We start from the raw sequence: 26,646 nt of genomic DNA on the forward strand, positions 1-26,646 counted from the left end.
CCACTGTTCCAGAATCTGCCCGAACGCGCGTCGACCCTCCGTTACGCGACCAACACCATCTCGAACCGTGTCAGGAACTCGTCGACATCCGAGGCCGATATCGGGAGCGGTGGCCGAATCTTCAGAACGTTGCCGTGTCTGCCTGTCGCCGAGATCAACACACCGTGTGCACGCAACCCGTTGACAATGTCGAGCGCACCGGACGGATCTGGTTCGCCCGAATCCGCATCGACCACGTCTACCCCGACGAACAACCCGGCTCCACGGATCGCACCCACGCGCGGGTCGCGGTGTGCAGACGTCCGCAACCCATCGGTCAGACGAGCCCCCATCACTGCTGCATTCTCGATCAGCTCTTCTCCCCGAATCACGTCGAGCACCGCCTGCGCCGCAGCAATCGACACGGCATTCCCACCGAACGTGTTGAAGTACCGAAGCTCGCCCGCCGTCAGCTCGACCAAATTGTCACCAAGCACCACCCCGGCGAGAGGTACGCCACCGGCCATCGGTTTTCCGAGAGTAACGATATCTGCGACGACCCCATGCCTCGCGAACCCCCACATACCGGACCCCAGCCGACCAAAGCCCGGCTGCACCTCGTCCGCGATGAACAGACCACCCGCTTGGTGCACCTGATCGACAGCCGTTGAAAGGAACGAGTCGGTCAATACTCCGTCGGAAGCAAATATCGTGTCGACTAGTAGTGCGGCTACACCGATGCCGTCGCGGTTCAGTCCGTCGATGCACTCTCTGACACGGTCAGCGAACCAGGATTCTCGGTCGATGTCCGCTACGACACGAGGATCAGGCAAAGGCACGACACGGACCCATGGTTCATCGCCCGAATCAGCGGAACCCATCGACGGCGAGCACGCGGCAATGTTGATCGTGCCTCCGTGATAAGCATTTTCGGTGACGATGACACCGGTATTACCCGTGGCTTCCCTCGCGATGCGCAGGGCAAGATCGTTTGCCTCCGATCCCGTACAGGTGAACATCACAGTGGAGAGCTGACTCGGAAACGTGGACACCAGATCTTCGGCGTACCGGACAATTTCCTCGTTCAAATATCTTGTGTGAGTGTTGAGTTCGGCGATCTGTCTACGCACGGCGTCGACGACCTTGGGGTGCGAGTGTCCCACGCTCGCGACATTGTTGTACATGTCGAGGTACGACGTGCCGTCACGATCGTAGAGCCGAAGTCCCTGTGCTCGAACGATTTCCACCGGATTTCGATACATCAGCGGCGATGCCGGGCCGAGAACATCCGCTCTACGCCTGATGAGATCTCGCGTCCGCGCGTCGAGTCCTGCAGCGTTTTCGGGCACGTAACCGTTTGCGTCGAGTGGCGAGACACGTGATGTTCTCGCATCGTGAAAGTGAGCCGTCATCAATTCCTCCGAAGTGGGTGTACGAAATAGGCTGGCCAACCGCACCGTTCACACCGAGTCGAGCCACAAGGCCCATCTCGGATCGGACATCTTCGCGCGGGCACGCATCAGTTTCCACACTCCGTACTTGTGATAGTCGAAATCCCAACCCGAATTGAGTCGATTGTTGATGCATCCCCACAGGCCCCATTTGACATCTGCCAACGCCCCGAACAAGTGAACACGCGACACGACGGACCACTCGCTGCTTCCGTAAAAGGCGTCTATCAGTTCCAACGTCCGGCGCTCGTCGAAGAACATTTCGGTGACGAAAATCGCCAGCTCATACGCTCTGTCGTTGTTGGCTGCGAATTCGTAGTCGACAAGTTTGAGCGGACGCCCTTCCGAATACAGGAAGTTTCCCGGCATCGGATCGTTATGGCACGGAACCAGATCCAGACCGGAAGCCAACAAGGCAGACTTTGCGGTGTGATACTCACGCTCGATCAGGGCGAAGTCCCGAGGAAGCATCACGCCGTGTTCGCGCGCTTGATCGAGATGCTCGTCGATCATGTCGAAAATCGTCTTCGTCAGGGACATCAGCGGGGCCGAGTGCAGTGTCCGATACAGGTCGACGATCTGCAACGCGATCTCCGGACGCTTGAGATCTCCGTTGGTGCAGCCGCGATACCCTTCCATGTACTCGATCACCTCGATTCCCGTCCGATGATCGAACAGGATCATCTCCGGAGCTATTCCCAGCGAACCCGCCAGCATCGCGGCCTCGTTCGCCGCAACGCGATCGACAAACGACTCGCTTCCGGCACCGGGAATCTTCAAGAAGTACCGGCGGTCGACGCCCTCGACGGCGATTCGCCAATTACTGTTCTGCAGGCCACCGTGCACCGGCGCGTATCGGATCTCGCGTCCGCGCCAGTCGGCGATCGAAGCCAAGGCCTCTTCGACGCCCCTCTCGAAATCCGTTCGAGCAGTGCCACACACACGCTCGTCGGCCATGCAGTGCGTAAGGTCAGGTTGCTGAGTATTCTCGGTCATGGTCATCCTTGCCTCACAGGTTTCGGACTCGGTCGTCGAAATGCGGATCGCGCAAACCGATTCGCGCACGTAGGAATTGCCAGTCTGCGAACTTCGAGTACTCCAATGTTCCCGGTCGAATCACATCGACAAAGGAGCCGATGAGACCCCACTTCAGCGAGTCCGCAATCCCGTATATGCGGCTACGATCGAACAGGCTTGAATCCCATGCTCCCCAGTACATTTCGAAGACGGGGCGCGCATCGAGATCGGAAGGAGCCAACTCCGCGAGCAATACGCCGAGATCCTGCAGCGGATCCATCATCGCCGCGCAATCCCAATCGACCAATCTCAACGATGCGTCTTCTTCCACGACCATCACATTCGACACATTGCCGTCGCCGTGGCACGGAACAACGTCGAATCCACTGCTCGCTATTCGTGATCGGGCAGGATCCAAGGCCCGAAGCATCCAGTCGAGGTCAACTGGCAGTGACGAACCGGCGTGCTGCGCGATGAGCAAGGCAGCATCGAGATCGTCGAAGACCGTTGATGTTCGCGTGAACGGAGGCAGCGCGTGGACTGCCCGTCGCAGATGCACCAGACGTTCGATCGCCTCGACGTCATCGAAGAGATCAAGAGTCGCCGTCGATGCCATCTGCCCTAGATCGTCCATCACCAGCACTCCTGTTGCGGCATTCGAGTGGCGGACTCGAGGACCGATACCCGCTAGTCCCGCTGCGACCGCAGCGCGGAATGACGCTCCGACATCGACGTATTCGAGCGAATGCTGCTGCATCACTTTGACGAAGACCCGGTCACTGCCAACCGAATTCGGCGTTGCGTCATCGACGATCCAATGATCGGAGTCCGCGCCCCACCAACTCGGGCTGGCCATGACCGGCGATCCAGCGTCCAGTCTTACTTCGGTGCCGAGAAACAGCCCACCTGCCGACAATTCTTGCTGAACAAGCTGTTTGGTGTCAGTCATCGGACACCTCCGGATACACGTAGCGTGACGTCAGGCCACGTCATGTCGAAAGGCCGCCTGTCCTCGAGCCACTTGGTCATCGCGAGAACATCAATGTCCGCAAAACGTGATCCGACGATCTGCACCCCGACTGGGCAACCGTCGACCATTCCGAAACACACCGTCGACGCCGGCTGCCCGGTCTGGTTGAACCACGCTGTGAAACTGCAATGCGCCAAGGGCCGTTCGGGGTCGAGACCGACCATGTCTGCGTCAAACCCCACCACCGGAATGACCGGGCTTATCACGAAGTCGTACGGCTCGAGATGCCGTTGGAGCCGTGCCTGTGCCGTGTTCACCGCGTCCAGATCGCGTGAATAGTCGGTAGCGCTCGCGAGCGACGCCGGTTCAGCCCACTCGGACACTGCAGCAATCACTTCCGCTCTCCGTTCCTCAGGTATCGACTCCCACTCCGCCCGGGCGCGAACCTGGAACAATCGATCCAGTGGTGCATAGGGATCGGAATCGAACGGCGGGGTCACCCTCGTCACCTTTGCCCCCGCCGCCGCGAGTACCTGCGCCGCAGCATCCACCACGGCAACGACCGCGGGTTCTGCTTCGTATCCGTAGCCCATTCCTGTCATCACGCCGATTCTCAGACCTCTCACCTCTGTCTCCCAGCGGGATTCGTCGATGGACTGCGCTGGGAGTGACCAGGCGTCACGGCTGTCAGGGCGCGCGATGGCCCGGTACATGTCGACCACCTCGTCCACCGTCCTGGCCATCGGACCCGGTGAGCGCATCATCGAAGACGGTAAGTGCGGAATCCTCCCCTGCGTTGGTTTGAGTGCGACCAACCCACAGTGTCCAGCCGGCAATCGCACCGAGCCGGCGATGTCCGTGCCCACCGCGGCATATCCGATGCCCGCCGCAAGGCTCGCACCTGCTCCGGCACTGGAGCCACCGGTGTTACGTGAGAGATCCCAGGGATTGCGCACGATGCCGTACAGCGAACTGACTCCGGCGGCCATCATGCCGAAGTCCGGCATCGTCGTTTTGCCCACGATGACGGCGCCTGCCTCCTTCAATCGCGCCGCGGGCGGTGAATCACTCTCGGCATCAGGAACATCCGAGTGCGCTGCGCTCCCGTGGCGCCACGGCATACCGACTGCATTGACGCTGTCCTTGATGGTGACCGGGACGCCGTCGAGACTGCTCAACGGGGTGCCGGCAGCCCATCGTGCCGCCGATTCTGCGGCCGCTGATCGGGCGCCGTCCACGTCGACCATCGCCATCGCATTGATCGACGGATTGACAGCGTCGATCAACGCGAGAGTTGCACTCAATGAATCCACGGGCGTGAACTCACCGGTTCGGTACCCCTCAACGAGCGACGACATGTTCTGCGGAAGTACCTTGTCCATCACGATTGCTCCTGTTCCGACGACAATCCTTCTACTACAAGCCGTTCGAGCACACCCGTCAACATGTTCAGTCCAGCCAACAGATCTTCGGGTTCGGTGTATTCGTTCTCCGCGTGCGAGATGCCGCCGACGCTCGGCACGAATAACATCACCGTCGGCACCAGGTCTTTGAGATTGATCGAATCGTGTCCTGCTCTGGTGAGCATTCTCCGAGCGCTCAGACCCAATCCGCCGGCAACCGATTCGGACAACTCGATACCGGCGAGATGGTAGGAGGTGCTGGGGCGCAGCGAACCCGATTCGATGTCGACGGAGACTTCGCCCAGCGCTTCGATATCGGCTTTCGCCTGCAGGAACAGCTCATGAGCCTTGTCGAGAGCCGCTTCCTCACTTGACCGGATGTCCACTGACATGACTACGTCGGACGCCACCACAACAGGTGAGTTCGGTTGGACGGTCAATCTACCGATCGACGTGAGAACAGCTCCCGCAGGGAACGCCGACGCCACCTCACGAACCGCGACGATCATCTGTGCTGCGCCGAGGAGCGCATCCCTACGGTCTTCGATCGACGTCGCGCCGGTGTGTGCCTGTTCGCCGCGAACTCGGACGAGATACTTGCGCACTGCCCAGTTGGCGGTGACCACGCCGATCGAGATCCCCTCCTCTTCCAGGACTCGCCCCTGCTCGATGTGGATCTCTGCGTATGCACTGCACTCCGGCGGCTCGTCCGAACCCAGGTAGCCGATATCCCTGAGTGCGCCGCGGACCGTCCGACCGTCCGAATCGACGGTGTCGAGGACCTCATCAGCCGCGAATTTCCCGGTGAAAACCCCACTGCCCATCAAGCTGGGGCTGAATCTGCATCCCTCCTCGTTGAACCAGTCGACGACGGTGAGGTTGAAGGACGGTGTGATACTTCCGGCAGCGACTCGTTCGGCGACAACGGCGGCAGCATGCGCCCCGGAAAGAACGCCGAAGGCTCCGTCGAAGCGACCTGCCTTCGGCTGACTGTCGAGGTGTGAGCCGACGAAGACGTGCGGAGCGCCTTCGATCCATTCGAGGGAGCCGAAAAGGTTGCCCACTGCGTCGACGCGGCAATGGAAACCATTCTCCGTCAACCAGATACGAAACCAGTCTCTGGTCTGCCCGTCCGCCGCGCTTCCGGCTTGACGTTCCACTCCACCTCCCTCGGTGGCGCCGAATCTCGACATCGCGTCGAAGTCTGCGAGGAAATCAGACATTCGTTACCCTCACCGAGGAATCCTCCACCTTGGAGACATGATTCGGAACAACCGAACGAGCGGCGATCTCGAACATCTCTTCCACCCGAGTTCGCTCGGCCGCCGAGATACCGGTCAGAGCGGAGACGACCAGGAACACGATGAGATTGACGGCCATTCCGACTACACCGCCGGTCAGTGAGCCAAGTCCGGCGATGTCATCCGGGTAGATGAAGGTCAACACCAACGCAATCCCGAAACCCGACAGCATGCCCGAAACTGCCCCGTACTTGTTGCCACCCCGCCAGAAGATTCCGAAGAAGAGCGGAACGGCCAACTGGACTACGCCCTGGTAGGAGATTTGTGCAAGGAGCTGCAACCGAGTCATGTCGTACGTTACATAGGCCACCACTCCGGCCAATGCCATGAACCCCACCATGCTGACTTTTGCGACCACGGTAAGCGCCGAATCCGAAAGTTTGCGCTTGTCGGAGTTGACGAGATCGTTCGCAATTTGCAGACCACACACCTGGACACTTCCGTCGATGTGGCCCATCGACGCCGCGAACACCATTGTCACACCCAGACCGAGTAGCCAGGTTCCCCCGTACGACTCCATGATCGTGAACCATGCAGCCTGCGGGTTTGCGATGACCTCCGGCATCTGGGATGCGGCGATACCCAACAACATCAACAGCGTGTAGAACACACTCGAGATCAACACGGTACGTATAGTCCCCGCTTTTACTGCACGGACTCCCGACGCGGTGTAGATCCGTTGGAAACTCATCGGCCAGCACAACGATCCGACTACGCCGGTGAAGATCAGGCTGAAGAGGTAGAACGGACCGTAAGCGTCGCCGTCGCCGGGCACCCGCAGGAATTCGATCGGGACCTGCGCCAGCGCACTCATGCTGATCGGGCCGCCGGCGACGCCGGACAACAAGACCAGACATACAAGTGCTGCAATCACGTACGCGACGATCCCTTGGAACGCATCGGTCATGATCAACCCACGCATGCCCATCTTCACTGTCCAGTACTGACGGATCAGGATCAGCGCCAACCCGACAAGCAAGCAGGTGGTCACCGACCATCGACCCTCACTCGCGTATTGAAATACCTCCCCCAGTGCCTGCATTCCGAGAACCACCCACGGGAAGACCGAGACGATTCCGATGAGACTGGCGATCATCTTCACCGAACGTGAATTAAACCGCAAGCCAAGAAGATCCGGCTGTGATCGAAGGTTGTATCGGGCACCCCATCGCCACGCCCTTGTAGCCATGAAGTACATCATCGCGACACCGAGACTGGAGTAGGCGAGGCCGTAGAATCCGAAAACTCCTGCACCCGCAGCCATCCCGAAGAAAGCGATGAATACCGCGCCCGGCCACCAGGAGTTCACGTAGCACATGGCCACGTACCACGGGCCGTAGCTACGGCCGCCGACCGAGTATTCCTCGAACGTCGGCTTCGTCTTCTGCTGAGTCGCATAGAGAATGAAGAGCACTCCGGCGTAGAACAACGCCAGCATTCCGAGCATGATTGCCATGTCATTCTCCATTCGGACCGGCCGGCGTCAGCGCCAGCTCTTCGTCGAGTTCACCGCGAAGGTCTTCGACCCGGTACAAGCCCCACAGGCCCAACCCGAGAACCAACGCGTCGAGAATCCAGTACATGATGCTGAACGGGATTCCGAACACCAGCGTCGAAACCCCACTGCCCCAGAGATAAAGGGGCGGGAAAAGTGCAAACAGCAGCGCAATACCGTAAACGGACCCGAAGAACACCATGATCTTTCGGTGACTGAGCCCGCGGATGAAATCCTTCATCGGACCTTCCCTCAGTTGACGAGCTGGCGAATGGAGTCGTGCAGATGACCGTTCGATGCAATTCCGTTGCCACAGTCGAAGTTCCGACGACCGTCGAGACTCGAGAAGCGACCACCCGCCTCTTCGATGATCACCGGCATCGGCGCGAGGTCGTAGGCCTTGGTCGTATAATCGACGATCGCATCGGCGTGCCCGCAGGCGACCATCGCATAGCCGTACGCGTCACCCCAGGTGCGGAGAATGACGCCCCGCGAGTTGAGATCGCGGATCGTATCCGGCTTCCAGTCCTCGAGCCACGTGGCCATCAGATACGCGCCGTCGAGATCCGTCCGGTCGGAGACAGCGGCGGGCTCGTCGTTTCTCCAGCATCCACCGCCCTTTTCTGCTGACACGAGCACACCGGCGCTGGGCAGATTGATCGCCCCGAATGTGATTTCACCCGCCTCTTCGTATGCGAGGAGGTTCGCATAGAGCGGCACCGAGTGGACAAACGACTTCGTTCCGTCGATCGGGTCGATGATCCACCGATTTCCGCTCGAACCCACGACGTCGTCGAACTCCTCGCCCATGATGCCGTCATCGGGGAAGTTCTCGGACAAAGCATCGCGAATCATCTGTTCGATCTCTTGATCAGCCTGGGTGACTGGCGATCCATCCGACTTCGTGTCGACCCGAAGCGTCGACTTGTCGAACCAGTGCCTGGCAAGATCTCCTGCTTCTCGAGTAATCGCCAACGCAATCTCGGCACGGGTCGAAAGCATTCGATTCACTGCTGGTGCCCTCCATTCCCTGAATAGGAGTCCGAAACCGACGACTTCGGACTCCCCAGAGATTCGGGCTAGACCATTTCTGGTTCTCTCACCAATTGTTAACGGCGTGTTACAGATCACACTTCGTGTTGTGGTGGATCGGGTGCCTCACTAGTTTTGGGGTTCAACGAACTGCCGTATTGCGAGGTCACGCCATATGTCGATGATGGAGCAGACTCGATCTGCGCTGTTACGGCTCGCTCAGGAACTCGAAGGACGCTCCGTGGGCAAATTCCCGCCCGAGCGCGAACTGGCAGCACGACTGGGGACATCTCGCACGACAGTGCGCAGCGCACTCGACGCGCTGGAACGTGAAGGATTGGTACATCGGGTCAAAGGCCGAGCAGGCGGCGCCTTTCTCACCAGCGTCCACGCAGACGCCCCCACTCCGGAGAACGCACGATCCCTGTGTGCCAGCCGACGACTGTCCCGAAATCTGAATACAGTCATGGGCGTACCGCAAATGCTCCAGGAACAAGGATTCCAGGATGGCACGAGAGTGCTGTCAGCACGTCTGGAGCGGCCCAGCCCGCGAGCCGCCCAGATACTCGGAGTTTCCCCGGACCGCGATGTGATTTCCTTGTTGCGCTTACGATTTGCCGACGGTGACACGTTGTCGCTGGAACGGATGTATCTGGGCGACCCCGGATGCCGCGATCTGCTCCGAACACACATGGATTCCGTCTACGAAGCCCTGCGTTGCAAATTCGGAATCGACATCTCGGCCACCGACGAATCCATCGAACTGGCAGAAGTCAGCTCCTCGGTGTCGACGCTTCTCGGACAACCGATGCCGGCCCCGGTGCTCAAGCTGGAACGAATCGGCTACGACCAGCATGAGCGTCCCGTCGAGTACTCGGTAGACCTGTTCCGTGCCGACCGAACACGACTGAGCGTGAGCACGCGGCCGGGACACCGTGTGTGAGCCCAGGCCGACCCTGCCCCCAAAGTCGACGCACCCCTGCCATACCGTAGGCGAGTGACCTCCCTGCGATCAGACGCGCACGCAGGTCACTCGCGCGCATCGAAGACTGATCCAGCGGTTCAACCGCTGCTTCCCGACCTCGCGATCGAACAACTTCAGTCCTTGTTGCAGGTTCGTTCCTGGACTCTCACGGAATGGTTCGCAATGGCCGACCAACGCGGATTCCTCGCGCCCGCTGCCAGCGTTCCGCTCTTCATGGAAGCCGCGCTGAAGCATCCCGAGCACCGCGAAGCGCTACTACGCCTCGCCGGTCGACGCGGGCAGTATCTGGCGGAGCAGAATCCGGATTGGGCCCAGCTACGACGAATCGGATCACGCCGGGACGAGCTGTGGCTCTCGCCCGATCCGGACGACCGTACGGCCTGGTTCGATTACATACGTACGGTCGACCCGGAACTAGCGAGCGAAGAGCTCGAGATCGCTTGGGACGACGAGGCCACTTCAAGCCGCCTGCATTTTCTCGACCATCTCGACGTCGGGCTGGGTGAACACGACTACGCACTCCTCGAGCGCGCACTCGACGATTCAGCCGTGCGGGTCCGTGAGCGCGCAATTCAACTCCTGCGGCAACTCCCCCGATCTCCGTTTGCCTCTCGCATGGTCACTCGCGCTCAGTCGTGGGTGCGGCTCGAGACGAAGCCGTTGCGACCCCGCCTGGCCGTCCGATTGCCGGGATCGCTCGACGACCTCGCATTTCGAGACGGCATCGAAGACGTCCACTACAAGAACAAAGGCATCCGGCGCTGGTGGTTGCGGCAAGTCGTGACCGCTACTCCACTGGCGCTGTGGGAATCGATGGCCGGGTCGGCACGCGGCGCCCTCACCATCCCCATCGAGAAGCAGTGGCGCGACGTGATGATCGAATCATGGACTGCGGCAACCGTTCTCCAGAAGAATACAGCCTGGGCGTCGGCATTTCTGGAGCGCGACGGGCGCACGACGGACCGGAGAATCGTCGCCATCGCCGACCCGCGCGAGCGCGTCGAGTACATCGTCGCCGGACACGCGGACGAGTACCTTCTGGGAGTCGACGGCAGCGCGCTACTCGACGGCATCGACCGCCCCTGGCCACTGGCCGTCGCCGAAAAATTGTTGAATGCCTTGGAAAACGAAGCGTTGGAGCACGCTGCGACGGGCGAGGACTTGGGCATCCACTCGCGTCACAGTCACTTCTCCACCCTGCGAAGTGTGCAGGCGCGCTTCCCTTTCGACGCGATTCCGCTTCTGCACGACGCGGCGTCCCGAACGGGCGACCCCGGGTGGCAACAAGCATTCACCGACAGCGCCGTCAACATCGAGCAGCGCCGTCTCCGTTTGGATGTATTGCGCAATCACCGCTGAACGACGAAAGGGCCGCATCCTTGGAACGGAATGCGGCCCCTCTGTCGTTCGTGAAAGATCAGACCACGCTGACCATCTCGTGATCAGCCACACCGGCAGCCAACACCCGAAGGTGGTCTTCGGTACTACCGAGCGTGTGCTCGATGGCGACGAGTCGGCTCACGTAATGACCCACCGGATATTCGGCGGTCATACCGATACCACCGTGCATCTGGATTGCTTCTTGACCGATGAGCCGAGCCGAACGCCCGATCTGCAACTTCACCCGCGAAGCGATCACGGGATCGACGACGCCGTCGGCAAGGGACATCGTCGCGTAGAGACTCATACTGCGCGCCAACTCGAGCGAGACGTACAGGTCGGCAGCGCGGTGCGTCAGCGTCTGGAACTTCGCGAGCGGAACACCGAATTGCTTACGCGTCTTGAGGTATTCGGTGGTCAGTCGCAGCGCCTCTTCCATCGCTCCGACAGCCTCGGCACACAGAGCAGCCTGCTCACGGATCTGCGCTGATTGAATCAGAGCGGAAGCGTCGCCGCCCTCACCGAGCGCTTCGGCCGGAGTGTCCGTGAACTCGATCTGCGCACCGCGCAAACCGTCGTGAGTGGCGTAGGACTTGCGCACCAAACCGGAGGCATCGCTCTTGACGAGGAACAGTCCGACGCCACCGCCGGGGAGCGCAGCGCTCACGACGAGGATGTCCGCCGTCGCGCCGTGCCCGACGGGATTCTTGATCCCTGTCACGACCCAACCGCCGTCGACCTGCGCCGCGGCTGTCGCACGTTCGGTTGCCGGCCAACGGATTCCGGGTTCCTGATCGGCGAACGCCAGGAACGTGACGCCCTCGGCAACACCGGGAAGAATCGACGACCGCTGCTCTTGGCTGCCGCCTTCGGAGATCAGCCCGCCCGGCGTCACGACCGCGTCGAGTACCGGCTCGGGTGCCAAGCGTCGACCGATCTCGGTCATGACCGCGCCGATTTCCACCGGGCCGGCGTCCATGCCGCCGTCGTCCTCGGAGAACGTCAGGCCGAGCAAGCCGACCTCGGCCAACTGCTTCCAAACCTGCGGGCTCCACCCGGGATCGGAGTCGATGATCGCATTGCGCTTCTCGGCGTCGTAGCTGCGCGCGAGGAGATCCTTGGTGGTGTCGCGGAGAAGTTTTTGCTCGTCGTTGAGTTCGAAGTCCATGCCACGCCTCACAATCCGAGGATCGAGGAAGCGATGATGCTGCGCTGCACTTCGCTCGATCCGCTGTAGATGGATACCTTGCGGTAGTTCAAGTACGTCGGGGCAGTGTGCTGCGCCCAGCTCGCGGAGGCGATGTCGCTGCCCGCGTCGTACGGCAGTGAATCGGGGCCGGCCACGTCCATCAGCAGTTCGACACTCGCCTGCTGCAATTCGGAACCGCGAAGCTTCAGCAGCGACGAGGCCGGATTCGGCTGGCCGTCAGCGGAACTGGCGACCACCCGGAGCTGAGTGAGCTCGAGGGCAAGCAATTCGTTTTCGAGTTCGGCGAGGCGGGCAGCGAAGAGCGGATCTTCGAGCAGTGTTCCGTTACCGACCTTGACCTCGGCAGCGCGAGCCTTGGCCTGCGCGAGACGAACCTTCGAGAAACCGACGCGTGTGACACCAGTGCGCTCGTTGCCGAGCAGGAACTTGGCGTAACCCCAGCCCTGGTTCTCTTCACCGACCAGGTTCTCCCCCGGGACGCGGACGTCCTCGAAGAACACTTCGTTGACCTCGTAGCCGCCGTCGATCAGCTTGATCGGGCGGACCGTGACGCCAGGCGTCTTCAGGTCGACGAGGATGAACGAGATGCCCGCCTGGCGCTTGGGCGCATCGGGGTTGGTACGCACGAGGCAGAAGATCCAGTCGGCGTACTGTCCCAGCGTCGTCCACGTCTTCTGGCCGTTGATGACCCAGTCGTCTCCGTCGCGGACCGCGCGAGTCTTGAGCGAAGCGAGATCGGAACCGGCCTCGGGTTCGGAAAATCCCTGGCACCACCAGATGTCGAGGTTCGCGGTCGCCGGAAGGAACTTCTCCTTCTGCTCTTGCGAGCCGAAGGCCGCGATGACCGGACCGACCATGTTGGCGTTGAACGCCAACGGTTCGGGGACAGACGCGAGCTGGAGTTCGTCGAGCCAGATGTTGTGCTGGACCGGGGTCCAGTCCTTACCGCCCCACTCGACCGGCCAGTGCGGCACCGCCAGACCGTGAGCGTTGAGGATCTGCTGCGCCTCGACCATACGGTCGCGCCCCAACTCCTCGCCGTGGGCGTACGCCTCCCTGATGTCCGCGGGGATTTGCGTACGGAAGAACGTCCGCATCTCGTCGCGGAACGCTAGTTCCTCGTCGGTCAATGCCAGGTTCATCGGAATTCCTTCGCACTCGAAACCGGATTCATGTTCGGTTCGACCGTACCCCGACGACACTGGAGGCGGAACAGGTACCGCGAAAGACGGCCCCCGAACTGCGCTCCTACACGGTTTTGAGGACCAACAGGTAACCCCCACCCGCGGCGTCGATGCTCGTTTCGACGTTCAACGCGGGAGCCAGACGCGACAACCGATCGATCAGCCAGTCGGAGGCTTCCTGGGCGTCGTCCTTGCCGGGGCAGCGAGCGACGGCGACGCGGCCACCCTTGCGCTCGAGCTGCTCCACGACCCCGATGATCGGAGCCGGATCGACGACGAACAGCCGATCCGGCCATTCCACAACAGGTTTGACCGCACCCTTTTTGGTGTTGCATGCGCGATGTGCCAAACGTTCGACGCCACCTTTGGTCTTGCCACCCTTTTTTGCGGTGTTGATGCTGTCGATGCTCGGGCCACGCGGATCGTTGACGGACATGTCGGGGTCGACCGGTTCGTCGCACAGCCAGCAGCGCCAGGATTCACGTTCGCCGACTTCTTGAAGGGTGCTCATGCGGCAACGGTACCGTGCGCACTTTCGGCTGTTACCGCTACCAAAAGTGCGCACGGGGCCGAAGGCCCTACATGTCCGCAATCGCCTCCAGCGGCTTTGTCTTGGCCGCTCGGTTGGCCGGCCACAGCGCCGCCAAGACACCCACCACACCCGAGCCGATCAGCATTCCGACCACCTGACCCCACGGGATCGTGATCTTGTCGAGGCCCTGATCCGCGAGAGTGCTCACGAAGGCCCAACCGAACGCGATGCCGAGAACAACTCCGACCGCCGCGCCGTACACCGCAATGAGCACCGATTCGAGGTAGATCGTGCGTCGCATCTGTCCTCGCTGCATGCCGACGGCTCGCAGCATTCCGATTTCTCGTCGCCGCTCGACCACCGAGAGTGCCAACGTGTTGATGATGCCGAGGATCGCGATCACGACCGCGAGCGCCAGGAGACCGTAGAGGATCGCCAACAACGTGTTGATCTGCTGACCCTGAGTTCCCTTGAACTCCTCACGATCCTGCACCTGGACGACAACGTACTTCTCCGTCGCCGTTTCGAGTTCGGATCGCAGCGTCGTCAGATCCGCCCCCGGCTTCGCCTTCACCAGAACCACGAAGTCCGGCAGGCTCTCCGCCGGCATCAGCTTCCGGTACGCCTCGTCCGAGACGATCCACGAACCGATCAGCTGGTTGTCCTCGAACACTCCCGCGACTACGGTCTGGTACTCGACGCCGCCGGGACCGGTCAGCGTCTGAGTCGAGCCGACAGTCCACCCCTTGTCGTCCGCAGTCGACTTCGAGACGAGCATGTTGTTGCCGGTCAGATCGACCGTGCCCTCGAGGATCTTGTACTCGAGCACGCCTTCGATCGGGCCGTCGAACGAAGCGCCCTGCTCGTCCTCACCGTCGACCTTCGCGCGCACTCCGTGCAAGGACGTCGCGCTCTGCACGTCGGGCACCTGCCGGACGGCGTCGGCCGCACCGCGCGGCACACCGATCGCGTTGGGACCGGTCAGGATGTAGTCGGCCGAGACACCCACGTCCACAAGAGCATTGATGCTCGCCTTGGCCGAAGATCCGAACACTCCGATGACGGTCACCAACATCAGGCCGAGAGTCAGTGCGAATGCCGTTGCGGCCGTGCGACGGGGATTGCGCACCGCGTTGGTACGAGCCAGCCGCCCGATGGCACCGAACGGCTTGGCGAACACGGCACCGAGCGCACCGACGATCGGCCGCGACAGCGCCGGAGCACCGAGAAGAACCGCGATGATCAACGAGAACGCGCCGAGTCCGACTATCAGAGCGGCGCCGCCGCCGGTACCGCGAGAGCCGAACACGAGCAGTGCCACACCGATCACGCCGAGGATCGCGCCGATCAGCGTCCGCACCCGCAGCGAGTCGCCAGTGGAGGCGAACTCCTCACGCATGGCCGCTACGGGCGGGATCTTCGACGCACGCCGAGCGGGAGCGTAGGCGCTGAGCGTCGTGACGACGACGCCCACCACCAACGCGACGATGATCGTGCGCGCGCCCACCTGGAGCGGGCCTTCCGGCAGACCGACGTCGAATGTGTTGAGCAGACTGCGCAATCCGTAGGCGAGACCGATACCACCGAGCAGACCGATGATGCTGCCGATGAGCCCGACCACCAACGCCTCGGTGACCACCGACCGACCGACCTGCGCTCGGCTCGCACCGATCGCACGCAGCAGCGCCAGCTCACGAAGACGCTGCGCCACGATCATCGAGAAGGTGTTGTAGATGATGAACGTGCCGACGAGCAGAGCGATCGCACCGAACGCCAGCAGGAAGTAGTTGATGAAGCTCAGCGCCGAGTCGACCTCGGCCTTGGTCTCCTCGCGAACCTGGTCACCGGTCTGCACCTTGAGATCGGGGAAAACCTGCTCGACGCGTTGCTGCAGTTCCGTCTGCGAGACCCCGTTGCCCGCGACGTCGATGTACTCGACATGCCGGCCGTCGGTGAAAAGTCCACGAGCCTGTTCGTCGGTGAAGAGCGCGCCGATGAATCCACCGGTGTCACTACCGGCCCCTTCGTAGATGCCGGACAACGTCACGTCCACGATTCCGCGGGCCGGTGCCAGAACCTTGGCAGTGTCCCCCACCTTCAGACCGGCTCGCTCGGCGGCGCTGGTGTTCAGCGCGACCTGACCGGTCTGCGTCGGAGGCGCGCCCTCGACGAAGGTGTCGGGTTCGGCAATCGCCTGGCCCGGAGGTAGGTAGGACTGCCCGATACTGGGCGCGCCGCCGGTCTGAACGGCACCACCGTCTGCGTTGATCAGGACGATCTGTCCGCTGACCGCCGGCGCGATCGCCCGGACGCCGTCGACCGCCGCAAGTTTGTCGACGTCCTCCACCGGAACGCCGCTGGTGTTGCGGTCTTCCATCGATACCCGAACGTCGACGCCCTGGGCAGTGTTCTCGAAGATCGAATCGAAAGTCTTCTGGAGGGTGTCGGTGAAAACGAAGGACCCCGCGACAAAAGCCGTGCCGAGCACGACGGACAGAACCGTCAGCGCAAGTCGCACCTTGTGTGCCGCCAAATTGCGCAGGGAGACCTTGCGCATCGGCGAGTTGCTTACCGAAGCCATGTGCTCAAGCCCCGGCTTCCGCGTTCACGACCGCCTGCGGAGCGTCGAGGCGCTTCATACGATCGAGGACCGAATCTGCCGTCGGCTCGCGCAATTCGTCGACGATCTTGCCGTCCGCGAGGAACACGACCCGATCGGCGTACGCCGCTGCCCGCGGATCGTGCGTCACGATCACCACGGTTTGGTTGAACTCGTCGACCGCTGCGCGCAGGATCGAGAGCACCTCCCCGGAGGACTTCGAATCGAGGTTTCCGGTCGGCTCGTCGCCGAAGATGATCTCCGGCTGACCCGCCAGCGCACGCGCGCACGCCACACGCTGCTGCTGACCACCCGACAACTCTCCCGGCCGGTGATCGAGCCGATCCCCGAGCCCCAGCTTGGTCAGGACGCTGTTCAGCCAGGTCTGATCCGCTTTGCGTCCGGCGATGTCGAGGGGCAACGTGATGTTCTCGAGCGCCGTCAGCGTCGGCACCAGGTTGAACGCCTGAAAGACGAATCCGATGCGATCGCGTCGTAGTTGCGTCATCTGTTTGTCGGAGAGCGTCGTGAGTTCCGTGTCGCCGATGAGGACAGAACCCGAACTGGCGGAATCCAGACCGGCGAGGCAATGCATCAGCGTCGACTTGCCGGAACCGGACGGCCCCATGATCGCCGTGAACTCACCGCGGGCAAAATCTGCGGACACCGAACTGAGGGCGTGCACCTGGGTATCTCCGGTGCCGTAGGTCTTGGACAGGCCGACTGCGCGGGCCGCGACATCCTGGGCGTGCGAACTCATGATCGCCTTTCCTGTTCACTTCGGTGCTACTTTGCGGGCGTGACGGGCGCCCGTGAAAACACGGACGCCCGCAATGGTTGGTTCCATCCTGTCGGGTGTGGGGCCCGCCCGCCATCGGGGACCACCCTGATATCCACGACCGAGCCGATCAGGGTCTGAGAATTCACGGCCCTCCAAGGGCGTGCATTGGCGAGAAACAGCGGTATGAATGGCGGGCGCGCACTAACCTTGTGACACCAATCACACGAGAGAGGCGGCCGAATGTCCGACGCCACCGCTGGAATCATTTTCGATCGGCTAGAGCACTGGGCGACGGTCAAGCCTGATCAAGCAGCGATGACCTTCCAAGGGACCGAGTACACGTGGGCCCAGTGGCGGGACCGCATCCTGCGTATCGCCGCCGCCCTCGCCGAATCAGGCATCGGTGCCGGCGACACTGTCGCTTTCGTCGACAAGAATCATCTGTCCTGTCTCGAAGTCACGTACGCCGCCTCACTGCTCGGGGCCGCGAATGTCATTCCCAACTGGCGACTTTCGGGCGAAGAGCTGGATTACGTTCTCGCGGACTGTGGCGCACGCATCCTGTTCGTCGGCAGCGACCTCCTGCCCCAGATCGTCGCCATGCGCGATCGATTGACGGCCGTCGAGTCGATCTTCGCCGTCGGCGGTGAACACGACGAGTTCGAACCCTGGATCGACGAGGTCACCCCGCTCAGTTCCCGACCCGAGGTGAGCCCCGATGTCACCGCTCTGGTTCTTTACAGTTCCGGAACGACCGGTCGACCCAAAGGTGTCCAACTCACGCATCGAAACCTGTTCGCGCACAGCAACAATGTTCTCGAAATCCTGCCGGCTCACGAGGATCATCGATTCCTGATCGCGATGCCGATGTTCCACGTCGGCGGAACCTGCTACGCCATCATGGCAATTCACACCGGTGGTCGCTGTCACTTCACCAGAGAAGCCGACGGGCCGTCGATCTTCGCCGGTCTCGCCGCCGGTGCGAACATCGCTTTCCTCGTCCCACCGGTCATTGCCGGGGTCCTGGCCGCCGGCGAGCAGGCAGTCGCCGCCTTCAAAGCACTCAAACGCATCACCTACGGCGCCGCCCCCATGCCCCTCCCATTGTTGCGAGCGGCACTCGCAGCCTGGCCGGACACCGAATTCGTCCAGGTCTACGGCATGACCGAAATGGCAGGTGTCGTTACCGCGTTGATGCCGGACGTTCACCGCGACGAGTCGCAGGTCGAGCGCATGGCATCAGCAGGTACAGCGATCCCCGGCGTCGAGATGCGCGTGGTGGACCCCGTCACGCTCGAGGACGTGCCCACCGGTACGACCGGCGAACTGTGGTGGCGATCCGAACAGTGCACACCCGGATATCTGGGCAAGCCCGAGGCGACGGCCGAAACCATCACCGCCGACGGATGGTTGCGCAGCGGCGACATGGGCCGCGCCGACTCCGGCGGCTTCGTGTTCATCGAGGACCGTCTCAAGGACATGATCATCACCGGCGGCGAGAACGTCTACTCCCCCGAGATCGAACGCGTATTGGTGGAGCATCCGGCAATCGCGGAGGTCGCGGTCATCGGCGTTCCCGACGACCGCTGGGGTGAAACCGTCAAGGCCGTCGTGGTTCTCACCGCCGATGCGCAGATCGACGAAACCGAACTGATCACCTACACACAACAACGCCTCGCAAAGTTCAAGTGCCCGACCAGTATCGACGTCGTCGAGATCCTTCCTCGCAATCCCACCGGAAAGATCCTCAAACGCGACCTCCGCAAACCCTACTGGGAGAACCGCGAACACAAGCTGGTCTGAGAACCCGTGCTGTAATGGGGCGGTGACCCCGAGCCGCCCCACCACACCCCGACCGAACGATCCGTGCCCGTGCGGCAGCGGCAACGCGTTGGTCGAGTGCTGCGGCAAGTACCTCAGCGGGGCGGCACATGCCCCGACCGCCGAAACCCTGATGCGTTCGCGCTACACGGCTTTCACTGTAATGGACGACGAATACCTCACGCGGACTTGGCATCCCGACAATCTTCCCACCGAACTCGATCTCGATCCCAACCAGAAATGGCTCCGGTTGGAGATCCTGGACACCGAACGAGGCGGCCTGTTCGATTCCGACGGCGTCGTTGAATTTCGCGCTCACTACGCATTCGGGCGCGAGCGGGGAATGCTCCACGAACGCAGTCGATTTGCGCGAACGGACGGCAAGTGGCTCTACGTCGACGGCGATATCGGTTAGGTAACTCCGGGCACCGCCGCCGCGGAACCCGATCACGCGAGCCCTACGATCGAGTCATGACAACGAACCGGACGAGATCATTTGCCGCTGTCGCTGCCATCGCAGTGGGCGTGAGCCTGACTGCCTGTTCGCAGGACGCGGAGACCACTCCCACGGCAGCCACCTCGGCCGTCACCTCGACTTCGAGTGCCGCAGCGTCGACCACGGAACCAGTCCCGACGGACAGCTCCGACAAGACGTCGGCAGCGGGCACCGAATCCAAGCTCACCGTCGTCGACGTCCGCGTGGGCGAGCACGACGGATTCGATCGCGTCGTCTACGAGATGGGCGGCACCGGCACACCCGGATGGCGCGTCAAGTACGTCGACGCGGCCACCCAAGAAGGCAGCGGAAAGCCCGTGGACATCCAGGGCGCCGCAGTGATCCAGGTCCTGATCGACGGTTCCGCCTATCCCTTCGACAGCGGAGTCGAACAGTACTCCGGCCCCAACCCGGTTCCCGGCGTCGGCGGAGTCGTGACCGAGGTCAACGGGTCGAACGTGTTCGAAGGAGTCACGCAGTCGTTCATCGGGGTGACCGAGAAGCAGCCGTTCACGGTGACGACGCTCAGCGATCCTCCGCGAGTGGTGGTCGACGTCGCCCGCTGAGGCCGCACTTGACCTGAAGTTTGGTTTAGGTTCTACCTTCGTGTCGTACCGGCCGCGTAATCTTCGTGGCCGGCGACCGGAGGGGCGAAGTCATGAGTATGGAAGTCACCGCGTGGAACGCGATGTACAACGCGATGCACGCGCAAGAAGATCGGCGCCCGTTCTCGAAGGCGACACTGAAGCGGATCGCGACGTTCGCAGTCCCGCAGAAACGCAATCTCAGCTGGTACCTCGTGCTGAGCGTCGTCACGGCTGCGCTTGCCGTGGCAACACCCGTCCTCGCCGGGCGCGTGGTCAACGCGATAGTCGGCGGCGACGCCGTCGACGTGGTCGTCAAACTTGCCGCCCTGATCGCACTGGTCGCAATTCTCGAGGCCGCGCTGGGCCTGTTGACCCGGTGGCTCTCGGCCAGCATCGGTGAAGATCTGATCCTGCATCTGCGCACCACCGTCTTCGATCACGTCCAGAAGATGCCGATCGCGTTCTTCACCAGAACTCGAACCGGAGCGCTCGTCAGCCGTCTCAACAACGACGTCATCGGCGCTCAGCGCGCCTTCAGCGACACATTGTCCGGAGTGGTCAGCAATCTGGTCACGCTGGTGATCACGCTGATCGTCATGCTCGGGATCTCGTGGCAGATCACCGTGCTCGCGTTGGTACTTCTCCCCATCTTCGTGATCCCCGCACGGCGGATGGGCGCAAAACTCGCGGCACTCAATCGTGAAGCTGCCAACCATAATTCGATGATGAGCACCCAAATGACGGAACGGTTCTCCGCTCCCGGCGCGACTCTGGTCAAGCTGTTCGGTCGCCCTTCGCAAGAGTCGGCGGAGTTCGCGGTTCGTGCCAGGCGTGTGCGGAACATCGGAGTCCGGACCGCGATGCTGCAGTCCGTCTTCGTCACAGCACTGACGCTGGTCTCCGCGCTTGCCCTTGCCCTCGTCTACGGACTCGGCGGCTTCTACGCGCTGCGCGGTCAGTTGGATGCAGGCGCTGTCGTCGCGATGGCGCTGCTGCTCACGAGGCTGTACTCGCCGCTGACCGCACTGGCCAGCGCCCGGGTGGACGTCATGAGCGCTCTGGTCAGCTTCGAGCGGGTATTCGAGATTCTCGATCTGGCACCACTCATCACCGAGAAGCCCGATGCACGCACGGTGCCGCAGGGCCCGGTATCCGTCGAGTTCAAGAACGTCACTTTTGCCTACCCCTCTGCCGACAAGGTGTCACTCGCTTCGTTGGAGGAGGTCGCGATCCTCGACACCCGCGGCGGCGAGGACGTGTTGCACGACCTCTCGTTCCGCACCGAAGCGGGACAGATGGTCGCCCTGGTCGGCACGTCCGGTGCCGGAAAGTCGACCGTGGCGCAGATGATTCCGCGCCTCTACGACATCGACTCCGGATCGGTCGAGCTGGGCGGCGTCGACGTCCGAGACCTCAGTTCCGATTCCATCCGTGAGACCGTCGGCATGGTCACGCAGGACGGGCACCTGTTCCACGAGAGCCTTCGATCCAACCTGCTCCTCGCGCGACCGAATGCCACCGAAGAAGATCTGCGTGAGGTTCTGGAGCGAGCACGGCTCACCGACCTGGTTGCGTCGCTCCCCGACGGATTGGAGACAGTGGTGGGTGAACGCGGATACCGCCTCTCGGGCGGTGAGCGTCAACGCCTGACCATCGCACGACTGCTCCTGGCCCAGCCTCGCGTCGTCATCCTGGACGAGGCCACCGCGCATCTCGACTCGACGTCGGAAGCCGCGGTTCAGGAAGCCCTCGGCGAAGCACTCGCCGGGCGGACTGCTGTGGTGATCGCACACCGTTTGTCCACAATCCGGGCAGCCGACCTGATCCTTGTCGTCGAGGCAGGCCAGATCGTCGAGCGCGGCAACCATGAAGAACTGCTTGCACGCGGTGGTCGCTACGCCGAGTTGTACCGCACGCAGTTCGACACCAACGCGAGGAAGAACGGCGCCCTCGAACCGACGCCGATCTGATACTGCCCGCCCCTGCCACCGCCCCACAAAAAACAGGCGCTGACCTCCTCACGGAGGGCAGCGCCTGTTTCAGCCTTTACGTCAAGACGTTGAAGGCTGTGCGTCAGTCGTTGTAGCGATCGCGTCCGCCACCGCGGCGGTCGTCACGTCCACCGCGATCATCGCGGCCACCACGGTCGCCACGCCCACTCGGACGTCCCTGCGGCGGGCCGAAATCAGGCTGCAGCTGGATCAGAACGCCGGAGATGCGTGTGCGACGCAGAGCTTCCAGAGTCTCGTTGGAGAGGTCGGCCGGCAACTCGACAATGCTGTGATCCGGGCGAATGCTGATGTGCCCGAAGTCGCTTCGACGAAGCCCGCCCTCATTGGCGATTGCGCCGACGATGGCACCCGGCACGACGCGGTGACGCTTGCCGACTGCGATGCGGTACGCGGCCAATTCCTGACCCTCGGGTCCACGCGAGCGAGGAGCCGGGCCGTCGTCGAAACGGCGAGGGGGACGAGGTTCACGGGGCTCACGCTCACGACGCGGCGGTGCTGGCGGCTCGGGAGCGAGCAGGAATGCCTCACCGTCGCGCGACTGCAGCGCCAAGGCGGCAGCGATATCGATGAGCGGAACGTCATGTTCCTGGTCGTAGTCCTCGATCATCTTGCGGAACATCGCGAGATTCTCCGATGCCAAGCTCTCGGTGATGGAGTCACCGAACTTGGTCACACGCTGGGCGTTGACGTCGTCGACACTGGGAAGCTGCATCTCCGCAAGCGGCTGACGCGTCGCCTTCTCGATGGACTTGAGCAGATGACGCTCACGCGGAGCGACGAACAGCAACGCGTCACCCTGACGACCGGCGCGGCCGGTACGACCGATGCGGTGAACGTACGACTCCGTGTCATGGGGGATGTCGTAGTTGACGACGTGGGAGATTCGATCCACGTCGAGGCCTCGCGCAGCAACGTCGGTCGCGACGAGGATGTCGAGGGCGCCGTTCTTGAGCTGACCGATGGTCCGCTCACGCTGTGCCTGGACGATGTCGCCGTTGATCGCGGCAGCCGAGTGCCCGCGGGCGCGCAGCTTCTCCGCCAGGTCTTCGGTGGCCTGCTTGGTACGGACGAAGATGATCATCGCCTCGAAAGCCTCGACCTCGAGGACTCGGGTCAGTGCATCGAGCTTGCGCTGATGAGCAACCTGAATGTAGCGCTGCGTGATGTTCGAGGCGGTCGACGTCTTGGACTTGACGGTGATCTCGACCGGATTGTTCAGGTATTGCTTCGAGATCCGGCGAATCGAGCCGGGCATCGTTGCCGAGAACAGGGCAACCTGCTTGTCGCCGGGGGTGTCGCGGAGGATGCGCTCGACGTCCTCCTGGAAACCCATCTTGAGCATCTCGTCGGCCTCGTCGAGAACGAGGTACTTGAGATTGGTCAGGTCCAGGGTGCCCTTTTCGAGATGGTCGATGACACGACCCGGGGTGCCGACGACGACGTGCGCACCGCGGCGCAGGCCGGACAGCTGGACGCCGTAGCTCTGGCCGCCGTAGATCGGCAGGACGTTGAGTCCGGGGATGTGGGCGGAGTATTTGCCGAATGCCTCGGCAACCTGAAGCGCCAGCTCACGCGTGGGAGCAAGCACCAGCGCCTGGGTCTGCTTGATCGACGTGTCGATCCGCGACAGAACGGGAACTGCGAAGGCTGCGGTCTTGCCGGTACCGGTCTGTGCGAGACCGACAACGTCCTTGCCTTCGAGCAGCGGCGGAATGGTGGCAGCCTGAATGGGCGAGGGCGACTCGTAGCCCACGTCTGACAGTGCCTTCAGTACCCGATCATCGATGTCGAGGTCGGCAAATGTTGGGGGTTCGGGGTCACGCTCAATATCACTCATTTGACCAGCAGTTTAGCGGATAGAGTATAGACACGACGACATACCGGGGGTGCATTTACGACAGATCCACCCTCCCAGCGGGTTTCGCCTAGCGTAGGAAGCATGACCGCAGCCACCACAGCCACCCCCTCCCAGACCGTTGTCGCGATTGCCCAATTCGCTCCGGGGACGGACAAGAAAGCCAACCTCGAATCATTGCGATCACTGGCTTCCGACGCAGCAGCACGGGGCGCGAAAGTTGTCGTGGCGCCGGAGTACTCGATGTTCACCGCACCGAAGACGGACGAGCGACTGATCGAGTCCGCGGAGGACCTGGACGGCGAATTCGGTTCGGCACTGGCGGCGGTCGCCGCGGAGTTCGGAATCTTCCTCGTGGCAGGAATGAACGAGCGAATCGACGACGTGAGCAGAATCTCCAACACCCTCGTCGCGGTGGACCCCAACGGCGAACTGGTGGCGACCTACCGCAAACTGCATCTGTACGACGCCTTCGGCTACCAGGAATCGGCTGTGATCCGCGCGGGTGACATCACCGAACCGCAGACTTTCGGGTGCGACGGCCTGACCTTCGGCCTCCAGACCTGCTACGACCTGCGCTTCCCGGAGGTCACCCGACGCATCGTCGATGTCGGCGCGGACGTCTTGCTCCTGCCCGCCCAGTGGGTGCCCGGGCCGCTCAAGGAAGACCACTGGACCACTCTCGTGCGCGCCCGGGCCATCGAGAACACGATGTACATCGCAGCGGCAGATCAGAGCGCGCGCGGCGGCGCGGGTGCCAGCATGATCGTCGACCCGATGGGCGTCGTGATGTGCTCACTGGGCGAGCAGGTCGGGGTCGCCACCGCGACTGTCACGGCCGCTCGAATTGCCGAAGTACGCGAGAAGAATCCCGCTCTCGCACTGCGGAGGTTCACAGTCTCGTCGCGGTGATGTGCAGCGAGTAGCGTCGAATTGGTCGGGGTTCGAGCTTCTCGAGGACAAAGCAGTGACCCAGTATCGGGATCGATCTTCCGCCGGCAAATTTCTGGCCGGGCGGCTCGAGGCTCTGCGTATGGACAAGCCGGTCGTCCTCGGACTCCCGCGCGGCGGAGTACCCGTCGCAGCCGAGGTTGCTTCAGCACTGAATGCACCGCTGGACATCGTGGTGGTGCGCAAGCTCGGTAGTCCGTACAACCCGGAACTCGCGATGGGCGCTATCGGCGAGGGCGGGGTGCGAGTCCTCAACCACGACGTCATCGCAGCGGTTCGCGTCTCGAAAACAGAACTCGCCGCCGTCGAACACGACGAACGACTCGAGTTGGAGCGGCGAGCGCGCCTTCTGCGTGAAGGACGGACCCCGGTTTCCCTCCACGGACGCACCGCGGTGATCGTCGACGACGGAATGGCGACGGGAGCGAGTGCCGCAGTTGCCTGCCGGTGTGCGCGCACCGCGGGTGCTGCCTGCGTGATCGTCGCTGTACCCGTCGCCTCCCCCGAAGCCATGAGAGTGATCGCGTGCTCGGCCGATCGCGTCATCTGCCCCTTCGTTCCTGCCCTGTTGGGCGGCGTCGGTGCTGCATTCGAGGACTTTCATCAACTCAGCGACGACGAAGTTCTGACCTTCCTCGCCTGAGCCCTGACTCTTTCTCACCTGAGCGCAGTCCAAGAAAACTATGTGAATTTGTGATGTGTGCAACATTTCGCTCCTCGGTGCCGATAGCCCAAATGGAACAAAAAGAATCAGCTTTCTGGAGGAACCGTGACCATCTCGACCGATACCGTCGACGCCGTCGCAGCTGCGTGCCGTGACCGCCTGGGCGACCCGTCCGCATGGGTTGCGTCAGACGCTTATCGACAGAGCCTCGCCCTGTGCATCATCGAATCCGTGCAGTCCACGTCGGGCCACAGCGAAGTGACCGTCGTCGATCGCTACCTCGCCTACCGGAAAGCCCGCGAAGACAAACCCGTCACGGACGGCGCACGCGAACTCCTCCGCACGTTCGAGGAAGCCGGGAGCTCGGACCAGTGGGCAGGCAAGATCGGCTCGTACAAGCGCCGCTACACGGCGACGGGCGTCCCGATCGAAGCACGTCACATCCAACAGGTCGCCGAGAAACTCCATCACTTGCGGATCAACAGCGTCGAGGACCTGCTGTCCGCTGCTGATTCCGACAACGCTCTCGATGCCGTTCACCACGCCTGGGTCGACGCCTGCGGAGACGGTTCCGAAGTGACCTGGGCGCACCTGTTGATGTTGGCCGGAATCCCCCACACCGATCTGGGCACCGCCGCCGACACCTTCATCAGCGCAACACTCGGCACCACCGAACTGCCGGGAGACACCTCGGAGATCCTTGCAGCTACTGCAGAGCAACTCGGCGTGGATCCGGACCGATTGGACTACGCGATTCGCCGCTGGTTGTCCGTGCACGGCCGCACGCTCCAACACGTCGCCTGAGTACCTGTAAACAGCCGGTCACACTAAACTGCAGGTCAGCGCCCGACCAGTTCTACCGAATAGTAACGACAGTGCAAAATGACGACTAATGTGATGCAATGCACATCAGAAATGTCAGTAGTCACTGGAGGGGTCAA

At 62.3% G+C, this 26,646-nt stretch carries 23 protein-coding genes; 9 read left to right on the plus strand and 14 right to left on the minus strand.

The window, feature by feature from the left end; all coding sequences use genetic code 11:
• Positions 1–41: 41 nt before the first annotated feature.
• Genes ACFWEM_RS28660 through ACFWEM_RS28695 form a run of 8 tightly spaced genes read right to left on the minus strand, consistent with a single transcriptional unit; the run spans position 42 to position 8,618 of the window.
• Positions 42–1,391, minus strand: coding sequence for an aspartate aminotransferase family protein (locus ACFWEM_RS28660; protein WP_378539157.1), 1,350 nt, complete (start codon positions 1,389–1,391; stop codon positions 42–44).
• A gap of 48 nt (positions 1,392–1,439) precedes the next feature.
• A complete protein-coding gene (locus ACFWEM_RS28665) occupies positions 1,440–2,426 on the minus strand; it encodes a phosphotransferase (protein ID WP_378539158.1) in 987 nt (328 codons plus the stop codon).
• Between the two features lie 13 nt (positions 2,427–2,439).
• The gene (locus ACFWEM_RS28670; protein ID WP_378539159.1) at positions 2,440–3,396 is read right to left on the minus strand and encodes a phosphotransferase; all 957 of its coding nucleotides are present in this window, start codon (positions 3,394–3,396) and stop codon (positions 2,440–2,442) included.
• Positions 3,393–4,799, minus strand: a complete 1,407-nt coding sequence (locus tag ACFWEM_RS28675) for an amidase (RefSeq protein ID WP_378539160.1) — start codon at positions 4,797–4,799, stop codon at positions 3,393–3,395. Before ACFWEM_RS28675 ends, ACFWEM_RS28670 begins: the two co-directional genes overlap by 4 nt.
• Complete coding sequence (locus ACFWEM_RS28680) at positions 4,799–6,043, minus strand: M20 family metallo-hydrolase (protein WP_378539161.1); 1,245 nt, start codon at positions 6,041–6,043, stop codon at positions 4,799–4,801. The genes ACFWEM_RS28675 and ACFWEM_RS28680 overlap by 1 nt, the downstream gene beginning before the upstream one ends.
• On the minus strand, positions 6,036–7,577 hold the full coding sequence (locus ACFWEM_RS28685) for a sodium:solute symporter (RefSeq protein ID WP_378539162.1): 1,542 nt from the start codon (positions 7,575–7,577) through the stop codon (positions 6,036–6,038). The genes ACFWEM_RS28680 and ACFWEM_RS28685 overlap by 8 nt, the downstream gene beginning before the upstream one ends.
• 1 nt (position 7,578) lies before the next feature.
• Positions 7,579–7,857 (minus strand): hypothetical protein, encoded by a 279-nt coding sequence (locus ACFWEM_RS28690; protein ID WP_042450330.1) that lies wholly within the window; start codon positions 7,855–7,857, stop codon positions 7,579–7,581.
• A gap of 11 nt (positions 7,858–7,868) precedes the next feature.
• Positions 7,869–8,618: an inositol monophosphatase family protein gene (locus tag ACFWEM_RS28695; protein WP_378449106.1), complete on the minus strand. Its 750-nt coding sequence runs from the start codon at positions 8,616–8,618 to the stop codon at positions 7,869–7,871.
• 214 nt (positions 8,619–8,832) lie between these two features.
• Here ACFWEM_RS28695 and ACFWEM_RS28700 point away from each other — a divergent pair, with 214 nt between their 5' ends.
• Together ACFWEM_RS28700 and ACFWEM_RS28705 are read left to right on the plus strand one after the other, a co-directional pair.
• A complete protein-coding gene (locus ACFWEM_RS28700; RefSeq protein WP_257217671.1) occupies positions 8,833–9,591 on the plus strand; it encodes a GntR family transcriptional regulator in 759 nt (252 codons plus the stop codon).
• Positions 9,592–9,645: 54 nt separating this feature from the next.
• On the plus strand, positions 9,646–10,992 hold the full coding sequence (locus ACFWEM_RS28705; protein ID WP_378539163.1) for a DUF5691 domain-containing protein: 1,347 nt from the start codon (positions 9,646–9,648) through the stop codon (positions 10,990–10,992).
• Positions 10,993–11,050: 58 nt separating this feature from the next.
• On the opposite strand, the gene ACFWEM_RS28710 is transcribed toward ACFWEM_RS28705, so the two are convergent.
• From ACFWEM_RS28710 to ACFWEM_RS28730, 5 genes are all read right to left on the minus strand, one after another.
• Positions 11,051–12,181 (minus strand): acyl-CoA dehydrogenase family protein, encoded by a 1,131-nt coding sequence (locus ACFWEM_RS28710; RefSeq protein WP_378539164.1) that lies wholly within the window; start codon positions 12,179–12,181, stop codon positions 11,051–11,053.
• Positions 12,182–12,189: 8 nt separating this feature from the next.
• Entirely contained in the window at positions 12,190–13,365 is a 1,176-nt protein-coding gene (locus ACFWEM_RS28715; protein ID WP_007736177.1) for an acyl-CoA dehydrogenase family protein, read from the minus strand.
• A 106-nt stretch (positions 13,366–13,471) separates the two neighbouring features.
• Positions 13,472–13,918: a hypothetical protein gene (locus ACFWEM_RS28720; protein WP_007736175.1), complete on the minus strand. Its 447-nt coding sequence runs from the start codon at positions 13,916–13,918 to the stop codon at positions 13,472–13,474.
• 67 nt (positions 13,919–13,985) lie between these two features.
• Positions 13,986–16,520: an ABC transporter permease gene (locus ACFWEM_RS28725; protein ID WP_378539165.1), complete on the minus strand. Its 2,535-nt coding sequence runs from the start codon at positions 16,518–16,520 to the stop codon at positions 13,986–13,988.
• Positions 16,521–16,524: 4 nt separating this feature from the next.
• Complete coding sequence (locus ACFWEM_RS28730) at positions 16,525–17,298, minus strand: ABC transporter ATP-binding protein (RefSeq protein WP_378539166.1); 774 nt, start codon at positions 17,296–17,298, stop codon at positions 16,525–16,527.
• Positions 17,299–17,559: 261 nt separating this feature from the next.
• Here ACFWEM_RS28730 and ACFWEM_RS28735 point away from each other — a divergent pair, with 261 nt between their 5' ends.
• The 4 genes from ACFWEM_RS28735 to ACFWEM_RS28750 all read left to right on the plus strand — a co-directional run bounded on the left by ACFWEM_RS28735 (position 17,560) and on the right by ACFWEM_RS28750 (position 22,193).
• Positions 17,560–19,122 carry a long-chain-fatty-acid--CoA ligase gene (locus ACFWEM_RS28735; RefSeq protein WP_378539167.1) on the plus strand — a complete coding sequence of 521 codons (1,563 nt, stop codon included), beginning with the start codon at positions 17,560–17,562 and terminating at the stop codon, positions 19,120–19,122.
• A gap of 22 nt (positions 19,123–19,144) precedes the next feature.
• The gene (locus ACFWEM_RS28740; RefSeq protein ID WP_378539168.1) at positions 19,145–19,555 is read left to right on the plus strand and encodes a YchJ family protein; all 411 of its coding nucleotides are present in this window, start codon (positions 19,145–19,147) and stop codon (positions 19,553–19,555) included.
• A gap of 56 nt (positions 19,556–19,611) precedes the next feature.
• Positions 19,612–20,202 carry a hypothetical protein gene (locus tag ACFWEM_RS28745; RefSeq protein ID WP_230817452.1) on the plus strand — a complete coding sequence of 197 codons (591 nt, stop codon included), beginning with the start codon at positions 19,612–19,614 and terminating at the stop codon, positions 20,200–20,202.
• Between the two features lie 92 nt (positions 20,203–20,294).
• A complete protein-coding gene (locus tag ACFWEM_RS28750; RefSeq protein ID WP_378539169.1) occupies positions 20,295–22,193 on the plus strand; it encodes an ABC transporter ATP-binding protein in 1,899 nt (632 codons plus the stop codon).
• Positions 22,194–22,296: 103 nt separating this feature from the next.
• Here the strand turns inward: ACFWEM_RS28750 and ACFWEM_RS28755 are convergent, their stop codons facing one another.
• On the minus strand, positions 22,297–24,072 hold the full coding sequence (locus ACFWEM_RS28755) for a DEAD/DEAH box helicase (RefSeq protein ID WP_378539170.1): 1,776 nt from the start codon (positions 24,070–24,072) through the stop codon (positions 22,297–22,299).
• Between the two features lie 102 nt (positions 24,073–24,174).
• Between ACFWEM_RS28755 and ACFWEM_RS28760 the strand changes: the two genes are divergently transcribed.
• The 3 genes from ACFWEM_RS28760 to ACFWEM_RS28770 all read left to right on the plus strand — a co-directional run bounded on the left by ACFWEM_RS28760 (position 24,175) and on the right by ACFWEM_RS28770 (position 26,509).
• Positions 24,175–25,002 (plus strand): carbon-nitrogen hydrolase family protein, encoded by an 828-nt coding sequence (locus tag ACFWEM_RS28760; RefSeq protein ID WP_378449083.1) that lies wholly within the window; start codon positions 24,175–24,177, stop codon positions 25,000–25,002.
• Between the two features lie 55 nt (positions 25,003–25,057).
• A complete protein-coding gene (locus ACFWEM_RS28765) occupies positions 25,058–25,684 on the plus strand; it encodes a phosphoribosyltransferase (RefSeq protein WP_378539171.1) in 627 nt (208 codons plus the stop codon).
• A gap of 126 nt (positions 25,685–25,810) precedes the next feature.
• Positions 25,811–26,509: a hypothetical protein gene (locus ACFWEM_RS28770; protein ID WP_058228429.1), complete on the plus strand. Its 699-nt coding sequence runs from the start codon at positions 25,811–25,813 to the stop codon at positions 26,507–26,509.
• Positions 26,510–26,646 lie beyond the last annotated feature (137 nt).

Origin of the sequence: Rhodococcus sp. NPDC060176 (genome assembly GCF_042728675.1) — a bacterium.
In the GTDB taxonomy this organism is placed as follows: Bacteria; Actinomycetota; Actinomycetes; order Mycobacteriales; family Mycobacteriaceae; genus Rhodococcus_F.

Bases quoted from the DNA above. Each gene is read 5' to 3' on its own strand.
- ACFWEM_RS28660 (WP_378539157.1), bottom strand. From the start codon at position 1,391: ATGACGGCTCACTTTCACGATGCGAGAACATCACGTGTCTCGCCACTC.
- ACFWEM_RS28665 (WP_378539158.1), bottom strand. From the start codon at position 2,426: ATGACCGAGAATACTCAGCAACCTGACCTTACGCACTGCATGGCCGAC.
- ACFWEM_RS28670 (WP_378539159.1), bottom strand. From the start codon at position 3,396: ATGACTGACACCAAACAGCTTGTTCAGCAAGAATTGTCGGCAGGTGGG.
- ACFWEM_RS28675 (WP_378539160.1), bottom strand. From the start codon at position 4,799: ATGGACAAGGTACTTCCGCAGAACATGTCGTCGCTCGTTGAGGGGTAC.
- ACFWEM_RS28680 (WP_378539161.1), bottom strand. From the start codon at position 6,043: ATGTCTGATTTCCTCGCAGACTTCGACGCGATGTCGAGATTCGGCGCC.
- ACFWEM_RS28685 (WP_378539162.1), bottom strand. From the start codon at position 7,577: ATGGCAATCATGCTCGGAATGCTGGCGTTGTTCTACGCCGGAGTGCTC.
- ACFWEM_RS28690 (WP_042450330.1), bottom strand. From the start codon at position 7,857: ATGAAGGATTTCATCCGCGGGCTCAGTCACCGAAAGATCATGGTGTTC.
- ACFWEM_RS28695 (WP_378449106.1), bottom strand. From the start codon at position 8,618: ATGCTTTCGACCCGTGCCGAGATTGCGTTGGCGATTACTCGAGAAGCA.
- ACFWEM_RS28700 (WP_257217671.1), top strand. From the start codon at position 8,833: ATGGAGCAGACTCGATCTGCGCTGTTACGGCTCGCTCAGGAACTCGAA.
- ACFWEM_RS28710 (WP_378539164.1), bottom strand. From the start codon at position 12,181: ATGGACTTCGAACTCAACGACGAGCAAAAACTTCTCCGCGACACCACC.
- ACFWEM_RS28715 (WP_007736177.1), bottom strand. From the start codon at position 13,365: ATGAACCTGGCATTGACCGACGAGGAACTAGCGTTCCGCGACGAGATG.
- ACFWEM_RS28720 (WP_007736175.1), bottom strand. From the start codon at position 13,918: ATGAGCACCCTTCAAGAAGTCGGCGAACGTGAATCCTGGCGCTGCTGG.
- ACFWEM_RS28725 (WP_378539165.1), bottom strand. From the start codon at position 16,520: ATGGCTTCGGTAAGCAACTCGCCGATGCGCAAGGTCTCCCTGCGCAAT.
- ACFWEM_RS28730 (WP_378539166.1), bottom strand. From the start codon at position 17,298: ATGAGTTCGCACGCCCAGGATGTCGCGGCCCGCGCAGTCGGCCTGTCC.
- ACFWEM_RS28735 (WP_378539167.1), top strand. From the start codon at position 17,560: ATGTCCGACGCCACCGCTGGAATCATTTTCGATCGGCTAGAGCACTGG.
- ACFWEM_RS28745 (WP_230817452.1), top strand. From the start codon at position 19,612: ATGACAACGAACCGGACGAGATCATTTGCCGCTGTCGCTGCCATCGCA.
- ACFWEM_RS28750 (WP_378539169.1), top strand. From the start codon at position 20,295: ATGAGTATGGAAGTCACCGCGTGGAACGCGATGTACAACGCGATGCAC.
- ACFWEM_RS28755 (WP_378539170.1), bottom strand. From the start codon at position 24,072: ATGAGTGATATTGAGCGTGACCCCGAACCCCCAACATTTGCCGACCTC.
- ACFWEM_RS28760 (WP_378449083.1), top strand. From the start codon at position 24,175: ATGACCGCAGCCACCACAGCCACCCCCTCCCAGACCGTTGTCGCGATT.